Consider the following 14,363-nt stretch of genomic DNA (forward strand, 5'->3'; position numbering starts at 1 on the left):
AGCGCGCTTGCCTCCTTCTTCGCCGCACCCATATCCTCGGCAACACCTTCTGTTTCCGAAAGCCGCCGCCATGACCGCGCCCGCCCCCAAGCCGCTGAAGATCGACTTCGTCTCCGACGTCATGTGCCCCTGGTGCGCCGTGGGGCTGGGCGGGTTGGAGCAGGCGCTGGCGCGGCTGAAAGGCGAAGGCATCGCCGCCAACATCGCCTTCCAGCCGTTCGAGCTGAACCCCGACATGGCGCCCGAGGGCGAGAACATGGGCGAGCACCTGGCCCGCAAATACGGCTCCACCCCCGAACAGTCGGCCGCCAACCGCGCCGCCATCACCGCCCGCGGCGCCGAGGCCGGGATCGAGATCAACTTCCGCGACGACAGCCGCATCTGGAACACCCTCGACGCCCACCGCCTGCTGCACTGGGCTGGCGAGACCGCGCCGGACAAGCAGGCGGCGCTGAAGCACGCCCTGTTCGGCGCCCACTTCACGCAGGGCCGCAACGTCTCGGACGCCGGGGTCCTGACCGAGGCCGCCGAGGCCGCCGGGCTGGACCGCGCCGAGGCCGCCGAGGTGCTGGCCTCGGGCCGCTACATGCAGGAGGTGCGCGCGGCGCAGGCCCTGTGGCGCGCGCGGGGCATCACCTCCGTCCCCGCCGTGGTGGTCGAGGGCCAGTATCTGATCTCGGGCGGCCAGCCCGCCGAGGTGTTCGAGAACGCCCTGCGCGAGATCGCGAGCAAGGCCTGAGCCAGCGGGGCGAAGCCTAGAAGGGCGGGTCGCCCAGGTTCTCGACATCATAGATGTCGCTGAGCGCATGCATCCGCGGCCCATAGTCGGGGTGGCCCGGAGGCGACGTCTTCACCAGGTCCTCGCGCGCCCGGAAGAAGCCCAGGAAGTCGCCCGAGGAGACGCTCATCAGCAGGTGGGTCGCCTCGGAGCCCTGGTTGCCCTGGGCATGGGGGACGCCGCGAGGGATGAAGACATAGTCGCCCGGCCCCAGCACCTGGGTCTGGCCGCCGGCGTGCAGGGTCAGCCGCCCCGACAGGACATAGAAGCTCTCGTCCAGATGGTGGTGGACGTGGATCGGGGTCCGATACCCGGGCCCTTCGATCAGGATCATCTGCCCCAGGGCATGCCCCTCGGGCGGACTCAGATAGGCGACCTGGCCCACGCCGATCGCGCCGACCGCCTCGCCGGAGCGCCGGATCACGACGGAGGGCGCGGGCGCGGGCGGCGCCGGACCCTGCGGACCGGCGGCGAGCGAAGCCCCCAGGACGATCAGCGACATCAGCATAGGGCGGCCCTCCGCGACCGGCCGAACGGCGATATGCACCCATCAAGCGCCCGGCGAAGGGATTTGGCAATATGGGCGGCGCGGCAGGCCCCGCTGCGGCCGGGTCAGGGCGGCGCGGGCTCGGCGGAAAAAACAGAGTCCAATTCGTCTGAATCGTCTGAAATCGCCCCCTCTCCTTCCGGCGTCAGGCGGGCGCTGAGGACGGCGAGGCGGGCCTCGACGGCGCGGCGGCCGAGCAGGTCGTCGGGGGCCAGGCGGGCGGCGTCGCGGGCGACGGCGGCGACCGCCTTCATGTCGGCTTCCAGCGTGTCGAGCGGGTCAGGTTCAGGCGCAGGCGGCGGGCTTTCCGGCTCGGCGGCGGCCAGCAGGGCCGGATCGGTCAGCGCCCGCCAGGTGCGCAGCCACGACGCCGCCTCGGCCGCCCGGCCGCGCCGCACCGCCCGGTTCAGCCGCATCAGGGCCTGAGCCGCCATCGCGGCCAGATCGGGGGCGTCCGCCGCCGCATCCTCGACCGCATCGTCCTCGTCAGGCCAGGGGTCCGAGTCGCCCGCGTCGCAGCGGCGCCAGCCCTCGCGCGCGGCGCGGGACCGCAGCGTCCCCAGCTTCAGCCCATAGCGGTCGCAGACGGCCTCGGCCGTATCCCCGGCCAGATAGTCGCGCCGCGCCGCCGCCCAGGTCGCCTCGGAGCGGACGCGATAGCCGTCCCGCGGCGCCGGGTCTTCGTAGCAATGGCCGCGCGGGGCGTCAGCGGGTTCGGCCCGCTCGGCGGTCGAGGGCCGCACATGGTCGGGGATGTAGGTGGTGTCGCCGTACTCGTCCTGCTCCCACCGGCCGGAGGCGATGATGCGCGGCGCCTCCTCATGCCAATCCTTCTCGGGCCAATCCTTCTCGGGCCAGTCCTTCTCCCGCCCGCCCGAAGCCTGATCGTCCATCGCGCCGCCTCCTGCCTGAAAGGCGGAGGATGGCGGACGGGTGCGTCAGGATCGGACGGGACGCAAACTCAACCTGTCCGCGCCGCCCAATTCGGTGCGGCGCGGTCGCTCAGCATAGTTAAAGCGCTGCAAGCTCCACGGGAGTGAGCTTATTGGGCATTCCTAAGTCTTCTAGAATCTCGTCAATGTTTTGGCTGGATAGCCAGATCAAGAAGCCTTTATCTACGACATTGAGGCTCGTGTTGGCGCTATCGTAATCCACGACAAGAGGTCGTGTACCCTTCCTGTTTTGCAGCGACGCCGACGAGTTAAGTATTTGAGTGATGTTGCCGTTGTTAAGGTCCGCACCCTTTGGGTGTCTTGACTTAATTATCTTGGATATTCGACGAAGTCGTATGCCTTTTTCTAATTGATCAACATCAGAGCACAGTATAGAAAAAATTATCCATTTCGGCATTTCAAGATCTGTTTCCTGAAATCCGTCAGAAAATCCCATCAAAAACCCTTTGTACCTTGCTGCTTGTTCGGAAACGACAGCTGCAATTAGGTTTGTGACGTCTATATTCTCTCCAATAACTTTGAAATCATCAGAGGTCCTTGTGATGCCGCTCGTTCGGCATACGCGCCTGCACGCTTCTTGCACAATGTGAACGCTATCAAAGCAGTGCCTTAGAATATCTTTCTTAAAGTCATCGTGAAATTGTACATTTAATAGCTCCCCACCTACAGTCATTACTTCATCGAGACTGCTTGATATCCATGTGTCGACATCAACAGAAAGCACTCTATCGGTTAGGTCGCCGTTAAATCCAATTAGACGGTTTTCTTCACGCCACACGCCAACCACGATAAATGAAAGTTTAGAGCTTTCGTGGAATGTTTTCAGTGAAAAGCTAAAATCTCTCTGCGTGGTATCTGGCAGATAGTGAAAATCTTCCAGTACGACGTACTTTTTGAATCCAATATCATTCAAGGCGCGAATTATATCGTTAGGGTCGAACGGATCTAGTTCCAATGGGACAAATGTTTCTGTCTCGCCATTTTCTCTATTGTGTTCGTATTCCGCCTTTGCGGTCGCTTCTGCAACGAATGGAATTTTTCCCTTTCCTTCGACGCCGGCGACGACTTTGTGGGCTCCTGATGCTGTCTTCTCGACGGATTGCCTAACGGTGAATCCGCATTCTTTTAGTACGGCGGCGTGTAGTTCAGATATGTCCCACTTATTTTGGCAGGCAACTACGACGTAATCTTTGTCGAGAACATTTCTTGCGAAGGGATGTCTTTCCTTGCTTGGAGCTTCCATAGATGACGATGTGTTGGCCGCGAGCAAGACTTTCTACGAATTTGTCATCGACTTCGACCCGATTCACGTAGTTGAGAGGAATTTCGCGGGTGACGCCGAATACCTCGTCGGTAGTGTGCTGCCGTTCAACCATGTCCAAATTCCCCCAATAGATTTTCATCATAAGCATGAGCGTTAAGCTCTGCCTAGGCGCTCGCAGCTTCTCCCGTCGCGGAATTGGGCCGGTATTTTCGCCTCGCGCCTTTTCAGGCCTTGTACGAGCGGGTCATCACCCCCGAGGTTTGCAACGCCTCACTTAATGAAGTCGAAGACGTACTGGTGTGGATGGGAGCGAGTGTGCGCTCTCACCTTTTCCAGCCGACGGAAGCGGACACGCTCGTAAGCGCGGACCGCAACCAACTTCGCCCGCTCGATGACGTCCGTCATGGCGGATTCTCCTTTGCAGCTGACGGAAGGTCCGTCTCCCGGTTCACAAAATGCGAACCGCGCGTGCTGGGATGGCCGAAGCCACTGGCAAAGGCTGGGTGATGACCCGAATCGGACTCTAGCAGAACAAATAGAGATCAAGCAGTGGGCGCGAGGCCAACCGAAGCCGCCTCGCGTCCAAAGTCCTGAGCCCGGCCCGCGCCGGGATGGGCCGGGCGGTTAGACCTTCACCTCCACCACCCCGCCCCCAGCCCTGAACTTCGCGCTCATCTCGGCCATGCCCGCCTCGGCGGCCGCCAGGCTGGCGCCCGCGTCGTTCTGGGCCTTGGCGGCGTCGCGGATGTCCTGGCTGATCTTCATGCTGCAGAACTTCGGGCCGCACATGGAGCAGAAGTGGGCGGTCTTGTGCGCCTCCTTCGGCAGGGTCTCGTCGTGGAATTTGCGGGCGGTCTCGGGGTCCAGGGAGAGGTTGAACTGGTCCTCCCAGCGGAACTCGAAACGGGCGCGGCTGAGGGCGTCGTCGTGGGCGCGGGCGCCGGGGTGGCCCTTGGCCAGGTCGGCGGCGTGGGCGGCGATCTTGTAGGTGATGACGCCGTCCTTGACGTCCTGACGGTCGGGCAGGCCCAGGTGCTCCTTGGGCGTGACGTAGCAGAGCATGGCCGTGCCGAACCAGCCGATCATGGCCGCACCGATGGCCGAAGTGATGTGGTCGTAGCCGGGGGCGATGTCGGTGGTCAGCGGGCCAAGCGTATAGAAGGGCGCCTCGTGGCAGTGCTTGAGCTGCTCATCCATGTTGGCCTTGATCTTGTGCATCGGCACGTGGCCGGGGCCTTCGATCATGACCTGACAGCCCTTGGCCCAGGCGATCTTGGTCAGTTCGCCGAGGGTGCGCAGCTCGGCGAACTGGGCCTCGTCGTTGGCGTCGGCGATGGAGCCGGGGCGCAGGCCGTCGCCGAGCGAGAAGCTGACATCATAGGCGCGCATGATGTCGCAGATGTCCTCGAAATGCTCGTAGAGGAAGCTCTCCTTGTGGTGCGCCAGGCACCACTTGGCCATGATGGAGCCGCCGCGCGAGACGATGCCCGTCACCCGCTTGGCCGTCATCGGCACGAAGGGCAGGCGCACGCCGGCGTGGATGGTGAAGTAGTCGACGCCCTGTTCCGCCTGTTCGATCAGGGTGTCGCGGAAGACTTCCCAGGTCAGGTCCTCGGCGATGCCGTTCACCTTCTCCAGCGCCTGATAGATGGGCACGGTGCCGATGGGGACGGACGAGTTGCGGATGATCCAGTCGCGGATGTTGTGGATGTTGCGGCCGGTCGACAGGTCCATGACGTTGTCGGCGCCCCAGCGGGTAGCCCAGACCAGCTTGTCGACCTCGTCATCGACGCTGGAGAGGACGGCCGAGTTGCCGATGTTGGCGTTGATCTTCACCAGGAAGTTGCGGCCGATGATCATCGGCTCGACTTCGGGGTGGTTGATGTTGTGCGGGATGATGGCGCGGCCGCGGGCGATCTCCTGACGCACGAACTCGGGCGTCACGAAGTCGGGGATGGCGGCGCCGAAGTCCTCGCCGTCGCGGATGCACGGGGCGGTCTGCTCGCGGCGCAGGTTCTCGCGGATGGCGACGTATTCCATCTCGGGCGTGATGATGCCCGCCTTGGCGTATTCGTACTGGGTGACGGGACGGCCCTCGACGCCCTTGAACACCTGATGGTTGGAGGTGTCGAAGCGGGGGGCCAGATGCTTGCCGCTGGCGTGGCCGTTGTCCTCGGGCCTGACCTCGCGCGGGTTCAGGACGGGGGCGATGTCGCCGCGGTCCAGTTGCCACGACGACTTCACGCGCGGCAGGCCCTTCTTGATGTCGATGGTGACGGACGGGTCGGTGTAGGGGCCGGAGGAGTCGTACATCGTCACCGGCGGCTCGTTGGCGCTGGGGTGGACGGCGACCTCGCGGAAGGGGACGCGGATGTCGGGGAAGAGCTCGCCCGCGACATAGACCTTCTGGCTGCCCCTGCGGGGGCCGGTGGGGATGGTGCCGTGCTCGGCGGCGACCTCCTTGCGGGCGTCGGCGAGGGCGAGCTCGATGTTCGGCTCTTCGCGCTCGGGCGCGGGGGTGACTTGGATATTCATTGTGGCGGCCTCTTCAACGAAAGAGGGACCGCCGGCGCGGTTTGAGAGCCCTCAAGCGCCGGAATTGGGGCGTCGAAAGCGGTGAACTCGTCCCTTCGCCGGCATGACCCGGATCAGGTTCGACGGGTCAGGCGCCTACGCCAATCTCAGCCGCTCGATTGCGACCCCCCGGAGAACGCGGCGACCCTAGCCCGTTTGCCGGGCAGGTCAAGCAACGCGCTGTCATGAGAGAGAGGGGGCGGCCCGGCTTCTCAGTCGGGGGGGCGTTAAGGCCGGGCCGCCACAGACGTCGTCGGGGTTGGGGGGGCGTCCGACGTGTCCGATTGCTCAACCCCCGGCCGCGAGGTTGGTTCCGCGTCGTTTCGCCCGTTAACGCTCTTTATCGAACAATAATCATTTTTCTGGATCCGCCGCCGTCAGGCGGCGCGGCGACGGCGCTCCAGATGCAAGGCGGCGCCCCCGGCCAGCAAGACCGACAGCGCGATCATGGCCCACTCCGACAGTGTTGGCACAGGGGTCGGAGGGGGCGGCGCGATTTTGAAGAAGGTCGTATCGCTATTGTTCGACAGATCGGGATCATGCCCGCCGCTGGACGCCTCTAGCCGGGTCAGCATGGTGGAATTTGGCGCAGCCGACGCGTCCACGCGCAGGTGGATGGTCGTTGAAAATGGCGAGCCAGGCGGCAACACACCCGCGAAGCATTCGACCTTCGCCGCCTGCACGCTGCAAGTGCCGACGCCCGGGGTAGCGCTTACGAACGTCAGCCCGGCAGGTAAGATAAAGTCATAGGCCACGTTAACGGCAGGATCCGGCCCGTTATTCTCGACGGAAGCACCGTAGGCGACGGCATCGCCCGGTGCGAGAGGCCCCGCAGGGCCGGTGATGAGGACGTGCACATCAGACGACTGCGACTGCGCCGCGGTCGTCGCCATGAGCGACAGCAGGGCGCCGCACGCCCATCCCATAATCGTCTTCACGGCCCACGGCCTCCATTGCTGGTCTCTGTACTGGCTCATGCCTCGCAGCGTTCGTTAAGGTCAAGCTTGGAAACCGGCGCTATCGCTAGGGTCGCTCGCAATTTGTCTGGCGGCGGATGCACAAAGGCGGGATGAAGGCGCGCTGACGAGCGGGTCTGGCGGCGGGTGCAAAAGCTTTCATGAGCAAGGTTCTGGGTGTTTTGGGCGGGATGGGACCAGCCGCGACGGTGGCTTTTCTGGCGCGGGTGCAGGCGCTGACGCCGGCCAGCGTCGATGAAGACCACATCCGCGTCATCGCCGACATCAATCCGCAGGTCCCGAACCGTCACACCCAGCCCGAGGCGGCGGGCCGGACCCTGGGCGAGATGGCGCGGGGGCTGAAGACGGCGGGCGCGCAGGTGCTGGCCATGCCGTGCAACACCGCCCACGCCCATGCGGACGCCATTCGCGCGGCGGGCCTGCCCTTCATCGACATGGTGGCGCAGACCGCGAGAACGGCAGGCGCGAGCGGGGCGCGGCGGGTCGGGGTGCTGGCCACGCCGGGCGGAGCCTTGCTCTACGCCGAGGCGCTGAAGGCGCAGGGGCTGGAGATGGTCGCCCCCTCCCCCGCCGACAGCGCGCGGTTCATGCAGGTGGTGTTCGCGGTCAAGGCCGGCGACGTCGGCGCCGCACAGCGCGCGGCGATGCGCGATCTGGCGCAGGCCCTGATCGCGGCGGGCGCCGAGGCGGTGATCGGCGGCTGCACCGAGGTGCCGCTGCTGCTGGATCAGGCCGACGTCAGCGCGCCGCTGATCGATTCCGCCGAGGTGCTGGCGCAAGCCTGCGTCGCGGCCTGCCGATAGGGCTCAGCCCTCCGACTTCTTGCCCATCAGGGGCGACAGCAGGCTGTTGACCTCGTCCATCTGGCCGTGGCCCTGGGCGGCGCGATTCTCAAGCTCGGTCGCACGACGCTCCAGCTCGCGCGCCCGCTGGGCGCGGGGGTCGTCCTGGGGCACGGCGTGAAGAGCGGGCCGGCGCGACTCCAGCTCGGCGATCAGTTCGTCGAACCGGGCCTGGTTCATGTTCTCGCCCTGCTCGAACAGGGCGATGGCCTCTTCCAGGGCGGCTTCAAAGGCGTCTTGATCGGGCATGGGCCTCATCCTCTTATGCTTACGCTTATCAATGAGCAGGACGGCGCGCCGGTTCCGCCTTGGCCGCGGATCACGCAGGGTTTACGAGAGCGGGATGCGCTCTCTTTTCGTCCCCGCCGCCCTGACGTTCCTGCCGGCCGCCTGCTCCGCGACGACGGAGGCGACGCCTGAACGGACCGAGGTCGCCGGTGCCGTCTGCCAGGCGCCCGACGACCTGAGCCCGGCCCGCCCCTATCGCATCCCGCAGGACGAGGTCGCCGCCGACGTGCCGGTCGCCTTCAACATGCTGGCGGTCAGCTGGTCGCCCCAGGCGTGCCGCAGCGGCAAGGACTATCCGGACGAGCGTTATCAGTGCGCGAGCAACCAGTTCGGCCTGACCCTGCACGGGCTGTGGCCCAACGGGGCGGACAACAAGCACCCCCGCTACTGCGCCGCGCCCGGCCCGGCGATCCCGGTGGAGACGGTGCGCGAGCATTTCTGCATGATGCCTTCGCCCAGCCTGCAACAGCACGAATGGGCGGCGCACGGCACCTGCGGCTGGGACAGCCCCGAGGCCTATTTCGCCCAGTCGGCCCGGATGTGGGACGGGCTGAACAAGCCGGACCTGGAGGCCATCCCCGCCCAGCGCCTGACCGCGGGGGCCATCCGCGACGCCTTTGCCGCAGCCAATCCGGGCTTCCCGCGCGACGGGGTCTTCATCGCCACCACCGACGGCTGGTTCCGCGAGGCGCGGCTCTGCTACTCCAAGGACTATCGGCCGATGCGCTGCCCCAGCGGCCTGGGCGCGCCGGACCGCGAGCGGCTGAAGCTGGCGCCCAGGGGGGTTGCGGGGGGCGTTCCGGGCGGCGCGCAAACCGCCGGTTAACCAAAGCTGGGTCAGGCTGAAGGCTGCTGTTTCGCCCGAGGCCGTCATGTCGACCATGCTGACCCAGTCCCGCCGTCGTTCCAGCGACCATTTCCAGCCAGAGGACATGGAGCCGCAGGAACAGCGCCGCCTGCGCGGTCTGCTGGAGCAGATCGACTACGCCGCCTATGTGGCCAACCGCGAACTGATAGGCCACGCCCTGGCCCAGATCGACGTCGGCGCCTTCCAGAAACTGGCCGTGCTGACGGCCCAGGCGCGGGCGCGCTGGGGCGCCGAGGCCGTGCGCCTGGCCGAGTCCGGCGCGCCGGCGACGCCTGATCAGGTCGCCCGCCTGACCGCCGCCCGCACCGCCTATGACGAGCTGGCCGAGGCCTATGACGCCCTGCGCCGGATGGTCGAGCGGGGCTATCTGCCGCTGAAATGAAACGACTGGCCCTGATCCTGACCGGCGCTGCGAGCCTGCTTGTGGGATGCGGTCCGGCTCAGGACACCGACCACGCGGACATCGCCGACAATCCGCGTCTCGCGGCCCTGTTCGCAGAAGATCAGGCGGCCCGGAAGGACATGGTCGTCAGCCTGACGGAAGGCATGGCGGACGCCCGACGACAAGCCGACGTGCGACGCCTGCTGGCAGCGGGCCAAGTGCGCAGCGGCGCGGATTATGCGCGGGCGGCCTTCATTCTCCAGCATGGCGCGAGGGCGGACGACTACCTTCTGGCCCACGCCCTGGCGACCGCCGCCCTATCGCAAGGCCATGCAGACGCCGCCTGGATCGCGGCGGCGAGTCTGGATCGCTATCTGCAGGCGACGGGACGGCCGCAGATCTACGGTACGCAGTTCGTCCAGACCGGCGCCGGAACAACGCGGGGCGCCTTTGACTCCGATTTCATGCCCGACAGCCTGCGCCGCGACACCCGCGTGCTGCCGTTGGCCGAGCAGACGGCGCCGCCTCCAAACCGCTAGGTCAATCCAGCTTCTGCGGTCGGGTGACGATGGGGGCGTTGGGGTCGGTCTGGGACGGGCGCGCCTGGGTCGGCGGCGGGCCCTCGGCCTGGGCCGGGGCGTCGGGCTGGGAGGCAGCGGGAGGCGCGACAACCACCACCGGCGGGGGCGTGGCGGCGGCGGGAGGCTGAGCCGCAGGCGCTTGGGCGGCCGGAACTTGCGTCGCGGGCGTCGGAGCGGGGGTCGGCGTCGGCCGGGGCGCAGGCGTCGGGCGCGCGGGCGCAGGCGATGCGGCGGCGGGTCTGGGCGAGGACGCGCGTGCGACAGGCGCCGCGGCGGGCGTCTCCACGACAGCGGGGGCGGGTTGCGGCGCCGGCGTCTCGACAGGAATCGCGGGGGTCTCGACCGCAGCCGGGGTCACAGCGGCCGGCGGCGGAGGCGCCGCGTCCTGCGCGCCCGAACGGGCCAGAACCCACACCGCCACGGGAACCAGCACGGCAGCCGCCGACACGCCGGCGTAGAGCGGCCAGCGCGAGCGAGGCTTGGACGGCGACGCCAGCGGCGCGACGACCGGCGGGACCGGCTGAGGCGCGGGCGCGGCGGGTTGGGCGGCCGCGGCCAGGGGCGCGACGGCGGGCGAGGCTACAGCCGAGGCCGGAGAGGCCGTCTCGGCCGCCGGACGCGGCCGGGGGGCCGGCGGCGGGGTCGGACGAGCGTCGGCGCTGGGCGCGGCCGGTTGCCTCTGCGCCGCGGGGGCCTGCGGGAGGGGAGCCTGCGGCCCGGGCTGGCGGCGCGGCACCAGCGAGCCGCTGAAGACGCCGGACGGGCGCGCCGCCGCCAGCGGGGCCGCCGGGGCGGGCCTCTGGGGGGCGGACGGGGCCTGGGCGGAGGGGGTCTGGGCGGATTGGGGCGGGCGGTGAGCCGCCGGCTTGGGATGCGGCGGCATGGCGGTCAGGCGGGCCAGGCCTTCGTCGCGCGGCAGGGGGCCGACGTGGAAGGCGGCCTGGGGCGGGCGGCCCCAGGTGATCTGGCCCCGGCGGAAGGGGTCCGAGGCGCGCGGCGCGGCGTCCGGCGCCGGGTTGTCGGTCGAAGGGGTCTTGTCGTCGGCGTCGGACATTCGGTCTCCGGCGCCCAGGCGGGCGCGCATCAGGTCGAAAAGGCGTTTGAGGGCCGGGACGGTGAGCGCCGAGTTCGGCGCTTTCGTGGCCTTCAGTTCTTCAAACGATAGCCGGTCTTGAAGATCCAGCCCACCACCGCCAGACAGGCGAAGAAGAAGCCCAGCGTGGCCGCAAGGCTGATCTGAACGCTGACGTCGCCCACGCCGTAGAAGGCCCAGCGGAAGCCCGAGATCAGATAGACCACCGGGTTGAACAGGGCGAGCGTGCGCCAGCCCTCAGGCAGCATCTCGATCGAATAGAAGGCGCCGCCCAGGAAGGTCAGGGGCGTGACGATCAGCATGGGAATGAACTGAAGCTGCTCGAAATTCTGCGCCCAAACCCCGATGATGAAGCCGAACAACGCGAAGGTGGTCGAGATCAGGATGAGGAAGGCCAGCATCCAGAAGGGATGCAGGATCTGCAGCGGCACGAAGAAGGCCGCCGTGGCCAGGATGATCAGGCCCAGGATCGCCGACTTGGTCGCCGCCGCCCCGACATAGGCCAGCACGATCTCCAGCGGCGAGACGGGCGCGGACAGGATCTCGTAGATCGTCCCCGTGAACTTGGGGAAGTAGATACCGAATGACGCATTGAAGATCGACTGGGTGAACAGGCTGAGCATGATCAGCCCCGGCACGATGAAGGCGCCGTAGGGGACGCCGTCCACCTCGGTCATGCGGCTGCCGATGGCGCCGCCGAAGACGACGAAATAGAGCGACGTGGTGATGACCGGCGTCACCAGCGACTGCCACAGGGTGCGCAGGGCCCGCGCCATCTCGAAGCGGTAGATGGCCCAGACTCCGTAACCGTTGAAGCTCATCACGCGGCCTCCCGATCCTGATGGACCAGGTCGACGAAGATGTCCTCGAGCGAGCTCTGGCGGGTGCTGAGATCCTTGAAGCCGATGCCGAGGTCCGACAGGCGGCGCATCAGGGAGGGGACGCCGGTCTTCTCAGCGTTGGAATCGAAGACGTACTCGATCTCGCCGCCGTCGTTCTTGAGCGCCAGCGGCCAGTCGGCTAGCTCGGGCGGCAGGGCGGCCAGCGGCTCCTGCAGGTTCAGGGTCAGGGTCTTCTTGCCCAGCTTCTGCATCAGGGCGGCGGTCTTCTCGACCAGGATCAGCTCGCCCTTGAGGATGACGCCGACGCGGTCGGCCATCTCCTCGGCTTCCTCGATGTAGTGGGTGGTCAGGATGATGGTCACGCCGCGATCGCGCAGCTTGCGAACCAGCGCCCACATGTCGCGGCGCAGCTCGACATCCACGCCCGCCGTGGGCTCGTCAAGGAACAGGATTTCCGGTTCGTGGCTCAGGGCCTTGGCGATCATGACGCGGCGCTTCATCCCGCCGGACAGGGTCATGATCTTGGCGTCCTTCTTGTCCCACAGGGAAAGGTCGCGAAGGATCTGTTCGACATGGGCCGGGCTCGGCGCCTTGCCGAACAGGCCCCGGCTGAAGGTCACGGTGGCCCAGACGGTCTCGAAGGCGTCGGTAGTCAGTTCCTGCGGCACCAGGCCGATCTTGGCCCGAGCAGCGCGATAGTCGGACTGGATGTCGTGGCCGTCGGCGAGGATGGTTCCGCTGGACGGGGTGACGATGCCGCAGACGATGGAGATCATCGTCGTCTTGCCCGCCCCGTTCGGCCCCAGCAGGGCGAAGATTTCGCCCTTCTCGATCTCCAGATCGACGCGCTTGAGGGCCTGATGGCCGGACTTGTAGGTCTTGGTCAGACCTTCGATGGAAATGACGGCTGGCATGGAGCCCCTCCCGGCTTCGGGGAAGGCAGATAAGGAGCCGAAAGCGGTCGCTCAAGGGGGAGCCCTTTTGCGTGCAAAACGGCGTATGATGAAGGGTAAACGCACAGGACGATCGCCATGTCTCCTCGCCCCTTCCTGCTCGCCCTCCCCTTCGCAGCCTTGCTCAGCCTCGCGGCCTGCGAAACCGAAAGCGTACTGCCGGAAACCAACGGCTTCGGCGCCGCGCCCAACCTGCCCGCGCCGCAGCCGCAGCGGGTCCCCCTGGTCAAGATCGCGCCTGCCGTCGGCTGGGCGCAAGGCCGCGCGCCCGTTGCGGCGGCGGGGCTGGCCGTCAATGCGTTTGCGACCGGTCTGGACCATCCGCGCTGGCTCTATGTCCTGCCCAACGGCGACGTGCTGGTCGCCGAGTCGCAGGGACCGGCCAAGCCCAAGGAGAAGAAGGGCGGCCTGCGCGGCTGGATCGAGGGGCTGGTGATGGCGCGCGCCGGGTCGGGCGACCGGCCCAGCGCCGATCGCATCAGCCTGTTGCGCGACGCCGACGGCGACGGGACCGCCGAGACGAAGACTGTCTTCCTCAGCGGCCTGACATCGCCCTTCGGCATGGCTCTGGTCGGAGAGACGCTCTACGTCGCCAACGCCGACGCCGTGGTCAAAGTCCCCTATCGGACGGGACAGACGCGCATCGATGCGGCGCCGGTCAAGGTCGCGGACCTGCCGGCCGGCCGCAACCACCACTGGACCAAGAGCCTGGTCGCCTCGGCCGACGGGACGAAGCTGTACGTCGGGGTCGGCTCCAACTCCAACATCGGCGAGAACGGGCTGGACGAGGAGGTCGACCGCGCCGCCATCCTGGAGATCGACGCGGCGACGGGGGCGCGGCGGGTCTTCGCCTCGGGGCTGAGGAATCCGGTCGGCCTGGCCTGGAACCCGCAGGACGGGCGTTTGTGGACCTCGGTCAATGAGCGCGACGCCCTGGGGAACGACCTGGTCCCCGATTACATGACCTCGGTGACGCGAGGGGGCTTCTACGGCTGGCCGTGGAGCTACTACGGCGCGAACGTCGATGAACGGGTGCAGCCCGCCCGGCCCGACATGGTCGCCCGGGCGATCAAGCCGGACTACGCTCTGGGGCCGCACACGGCCTCGCTGGGTCTGACCTTCTATACGGGCGACCTGCTGCCGCAGTGGCGCAATGGGGCGATCATCGGCCAGCACGGCTCGTGGAACCGCAACCCGCCGTCCGGCTACAAGGTCATCTTCGTGCCCTTCCGCGACGGGCGGCCCGACGGGCCGCCGCAGGACGTGCTGACCGGCTTCCGTAATGAGCGGGGCGAGGCGATGGGACGACCGGTCGGCGTCGCTATGGACCCGCGCGGCGCCCTGCTGGTCGCCGACGACGTGGGCGACGCCGTCTGGCGCGTGACGCCCGCCGCACGCTGAGATGCGAAACAGACCTTGGC

15 protein-coding genes and 1 riboswitch are annotated in these 14,363 nt (G+C 67.2%); of the genes, 6 read left to right on the forward strand and 9 right to left on the reverse strand.

What is annotated here, in order from left to right:
- Window positions 1-70 precede the first annotated feature (70 nt).
- Window positions 71-739 carry a DsbA family oxidoreductase gene (locus H9656_RS07645; RefSeq protein WP_191743558.1) on the forward strand — a complete coding sequence of 223 codons (669 nt, stop codon included), beginning with the start codon at window positions 71-73 and terminating at the stop codon, window positions 737-739.
- A gap of 16 nt (window positions 740-755) precedes the next feature.
- Here H9656_RS07645 and H9656_RS07650 read toward each other — a convergent pair whose 3' ends face one another.
- The 5 genes from H9656_RS07650 to H9656_RS07670 all read right to left on the reverse strand — a co-directional run bounded on the left by H9656_RS07650 (window position 756) and on the right by H9656_RS07670 (window position 7,093).
- Complete coding sequence (locus H9656_RS07650; protein ID WP_191743559.1) at window positions 756-1,286, reverse strand: cupin domain-containing protein; 531 nt, start codon at window positions 1,284-1,286, stop codon at window positions 756-758.
- A gap of 104 nt (window positions 1,287-1,390) precedes the next feature.
- A complete protein-coding gene (locus tag H9656_RS07655) occupies window positions 1,391-2,218 on the reverse strand; it encodes a hypothetical protein (RefSeq protein ID WP_191743560.1) in 828 nt (275 codons plus the stop codon).
- A gap of 118 nt (window positions 2,219-2,336) precedes the next feature.
- Window positions 2,337-3,548 (reverse strand): hypothetical protein, encoded by a 1,212-nt coding sequence (locus tag H9656_RS07660; protein ID WP_225212266.1) that lies wholly within the window; start codon window positions 3,546-3,548, stop codon window positions 2,337-2,339.
- Window positions 3,549-4,166: 618 nt separating this feature from the next.
- On the reverse strand, window positions 4,167-6,077 hold the full coding sequence (gene thiC, locus H9656_RS07665; protein WP_225212267.1) for a phosphomethylpyrimidine synthase ThiC: 1,911 nt from the start codon (window positions 6,075-6,077) through the stop codon (window positions 4,167-4,169).
- A gap of 72 nt (window positions 6,078-6,149) precedes the next feature.
- Window positions 6,150-6,258: riboswitch (TPP riboswitch) on the reverse strand.
- A 235-nt stretch (window positions 6,259-6,493) separates the two neighbouring features.
- On the reverse strand, window positions 6,494-7,093 hold the full coding sequence (locus H9656_RS07670; RefSeq protein ID WP_191743561.1) for a DUF11 domain-containing protein: 600 nt from the start codon (window positions 7,091-7,093) through the stop codon (window positions 6,494-6,496).
- A 140-nt stretch (window positions 7,094-7,233) separates the two neighbouring features.
- Here H9656_RS07670 and H9656_RS07675 point away from each other — a divergent pair, with 140 nt between their 5' ends.
- Window positions 7,234-7,896, forward strand: coding sequence for a cysteate racemase (locus H9656_RS07675; protein WP_191743562.1), 663 nt, complete (start codon window positions 7,234-7,236; stop codon window positions 7,894-7,896).
- Between the two features lie 3 nt (window positions 7,897-7,899).
- Here H9656_RS07675 and H9656_RS07680 read toward each other — a convergent pair whose 3' ends face one another.
- Entirely contained in the window at window positions 7,900-8,184 is a 285-nt protein-coding gene (locus H9656_RS07680; RefSeq protein WP_225212268.1) for a hypothetical protein, read from the reverse strand.
- A 94-nt stretch (window positions 8,185-8,278) separates the two neighbouring features.
- Between H9656_RS07680 and H9656_RS07685 the strand changes: the two genes are divergently transcribed.
- From H9656_RS07685 to H9656_RS07695, 3 genes are read left to right on the forward strand one after another with little or no spacing between them, the layout of a single operon-like run.
- Window positions 8,279-9,049: a ribonuclease T2 family protein gene (locus tag H9656_RS07685; protein WP_191743564.1), complete on the forward strand. Its 771-nt coding sequence runs from the start codon at window positions 8,279-8,281 to the stop codon at window positions 9,047-9,049.
- Window positions 9,050-9,095: 46 nt separating this feature from the next.
- The gene (locus H9656_RS07690; RefSeq protein WP_191743565.1) at window positions 9,096-9,473 is read left to right on the forward strand and encodes a hypothetical protein; all 378 of its coding nucleotides are present in this window, start codon (window positions 9,096-9,098) and stop codon (window positions 9,471-9,473) included.
- Complete coding sequence (locus tag H9656_RS07695) at window positions 9,470-10,012, forward strand: hypothetical protein (RefSeq protein WP_191743566.1); 543 nt, start codon at window positions 9,470-9,472, stop codon at window positions 10,010-10,012. The genes H9656_RS07690 and H9656_RS07695 overlap by 4 nt, the downstream gene beginning before the upstream one ends.
- Window position 10,013: 1 nt before the next feature.
- Here H9656_RS07695 and H9656_RS07700 read toward each other — a convergent pair whose 3' ends face one another.
- The 3 genes from H9656_RS07700 to H9656_RS07710 all read right to left on the reverse strand — a co-directional run bounded on the left by H9656_RS07700 (window position 10,014) and on the right by H9656_RS07710 (window position 12,903).
- Window positions 10,014-11,108 carry a hypothetical protein gene (locus tag H9656_RS07700; RefSeq protein ID WP_191743567.1) on the reverse strand — a complete coding sequence of 365 codons (1,095 nt, stop codon included), beginning with the start codon at window positions 11,106-11,108 and terminating at the stop codon, window positions 10,014-10,016.
- A gap of 92 nt (window positions 11,109-11,200) precedes the next feature.
- Entirely contained in the window at window positions 11,201-11,968 is a 768-nt protein-coding gene (locus tag H9656_RS07705) for an ABC transporter permease (protein ID WP_191743568.1), read from the reverse strand.
- A complete protein-coding gene (locus tag H9656_RS07710; protein ID WP_191743569.1) occupies window positions 11,968-12,903 on the reverse strand; it encodes an ABC transporter ATP-binding protein in 936 nt (311 codons plus the stop codon). Before H9656_RS07710 ends, H9656_RS07705 begins: the two co-directional genes overlap by 1 nt.
- A gap of 117 nt (window positions 12,904-13,020) precedes the next feature.
- On the opposite strand from H9656_RS07710, the gene H9656_RS07715 reads away from it, so the two are divergent.
- Window positions 13,021-14,343 (forward strand): PQQ-dependent sugar dehydrogenase, encoded by a 1,323-nt coding sequence (locus H9656_RS07715; protein WP_191743570.1) that lies wholly within the window; start codon window positions 13,021-13,023, stop codon window positions 14,341-14,343.
- The last annotated feature ends 20 nt before the right edge of the window (window positions 14,344-14,363 follow it).

The organism is Brevundimonas guildfordensis (genome assembly GCF_014836405.1).
GTDB lineage: Bacteria > Pseudomonadota > Alphaproteobacteria > Caulobacterales > Caulobacteraceae > Brevundimonas > Brevundimonas guildfordensis.

Excerpts from the sequence above, each read along its gene's own strand:
- H9656_RS07645 (WP_191743558.1), top strand. The coding sequence starts at position 71 with ATGACCGCGCCCGCCCCCAAGCCGCTGAAGATCGACTTCGTCTCCGAC.
- H9656_RS07650 (WP_191743559.1), bottom strand. The coding sequence starts at position 1,286 with ATGCTGATGTCGCTGATCGTCCTGGGGGCTTCGCTCGCCGCCGGTCCG.
- H9656_RS07655 (WP_191743560.1), bottom strand. The coding sequence starts at position 2,218 with ATGGACGATCAGGCTTCGGGCGGGCGGGAGAAGGACTGGCCCGAGAAG.
- thiC (WP_225212267.1), bottom strand. The coding sequence starts at position 6,077 with ATGAATATCCAAGTCACCCCCGCGCCCGAGCGCGAAGAGCCGAACATC.
- H9656_RS07670 (WP_191743561.1), bottom strand. The coding sequence starts at position 7,093 with ATGAGCCAGTACAGAGACCAGCAATGGAGGCCGTGGGCCGTGAAGACG.
- H9656_RS07675 (WP_191743562.1), top strand. The coding sequence starts at position 7,234 with ATGAGCAAGGTTCTGGGTGTTTTGGGCGGGATGGGACCAGCCGCGACG.
- H9656_RS07680 (WP_225212268.1), bottom strand. The coding sequence starts at position 8,184 with ATGCCCGATCAAGACGCCTTTGAAGCCGCCCTGGAAGAGGCCATCGCC.
- H9656_RS07685 (WP_191743564.1), top strand. The coding sequence starts at position 8,279 with ATGCGCTCTCTTTTCGTCCCCGCCGCCCTGACGTTCCTGCCGGCCGCC.
- H9656_RS07690 (WP_191743565.1), top strand. The coding sequence starts at position 9,096 with ATGTCGACCATGCTGACCCAGTCCCGCCGTCGTTCCAGCGACCATTTC.
- H9656_RS07695 (WP_191743566.1), top strand. The coding sequence starts at position 9,470 with ATGAAACGACTGGCCCTGATCCTGACCGGCGCTGCGAGCCTGCTTGTG.
- H9656_RS07700 (WP_191743567.1), bottom strand. The coding sequence starts at position 11,108 with ATGTCCGACGCCGACGACAAGACCCCTTCGACCGACAACCCGGCGCCG.
- H9656_RS07705 (WP_191743568.1), bottom strand. The coding sequence starts at position 11,968 with ATGAGCTTCAACGGTTACGGAGTCTGGGCCATCTACCGCTTCGAGATG.
- H9656_RS07710 (WP_191743569.1), bottom strand. The coding sequence starts at position 12,903 with ATGCCAGCCGTCATTTCCATCGAAGGTCTGACCAAGACCTACAAGTCC.
- H9656_RS07715 (WP_191743570.1), top strand. The coding sequence starts at position 13,021 with ATGTCTCCTCGCCCCTTCCTGCTCGCCCTCCCCTTCGCAGCCTTGCTC.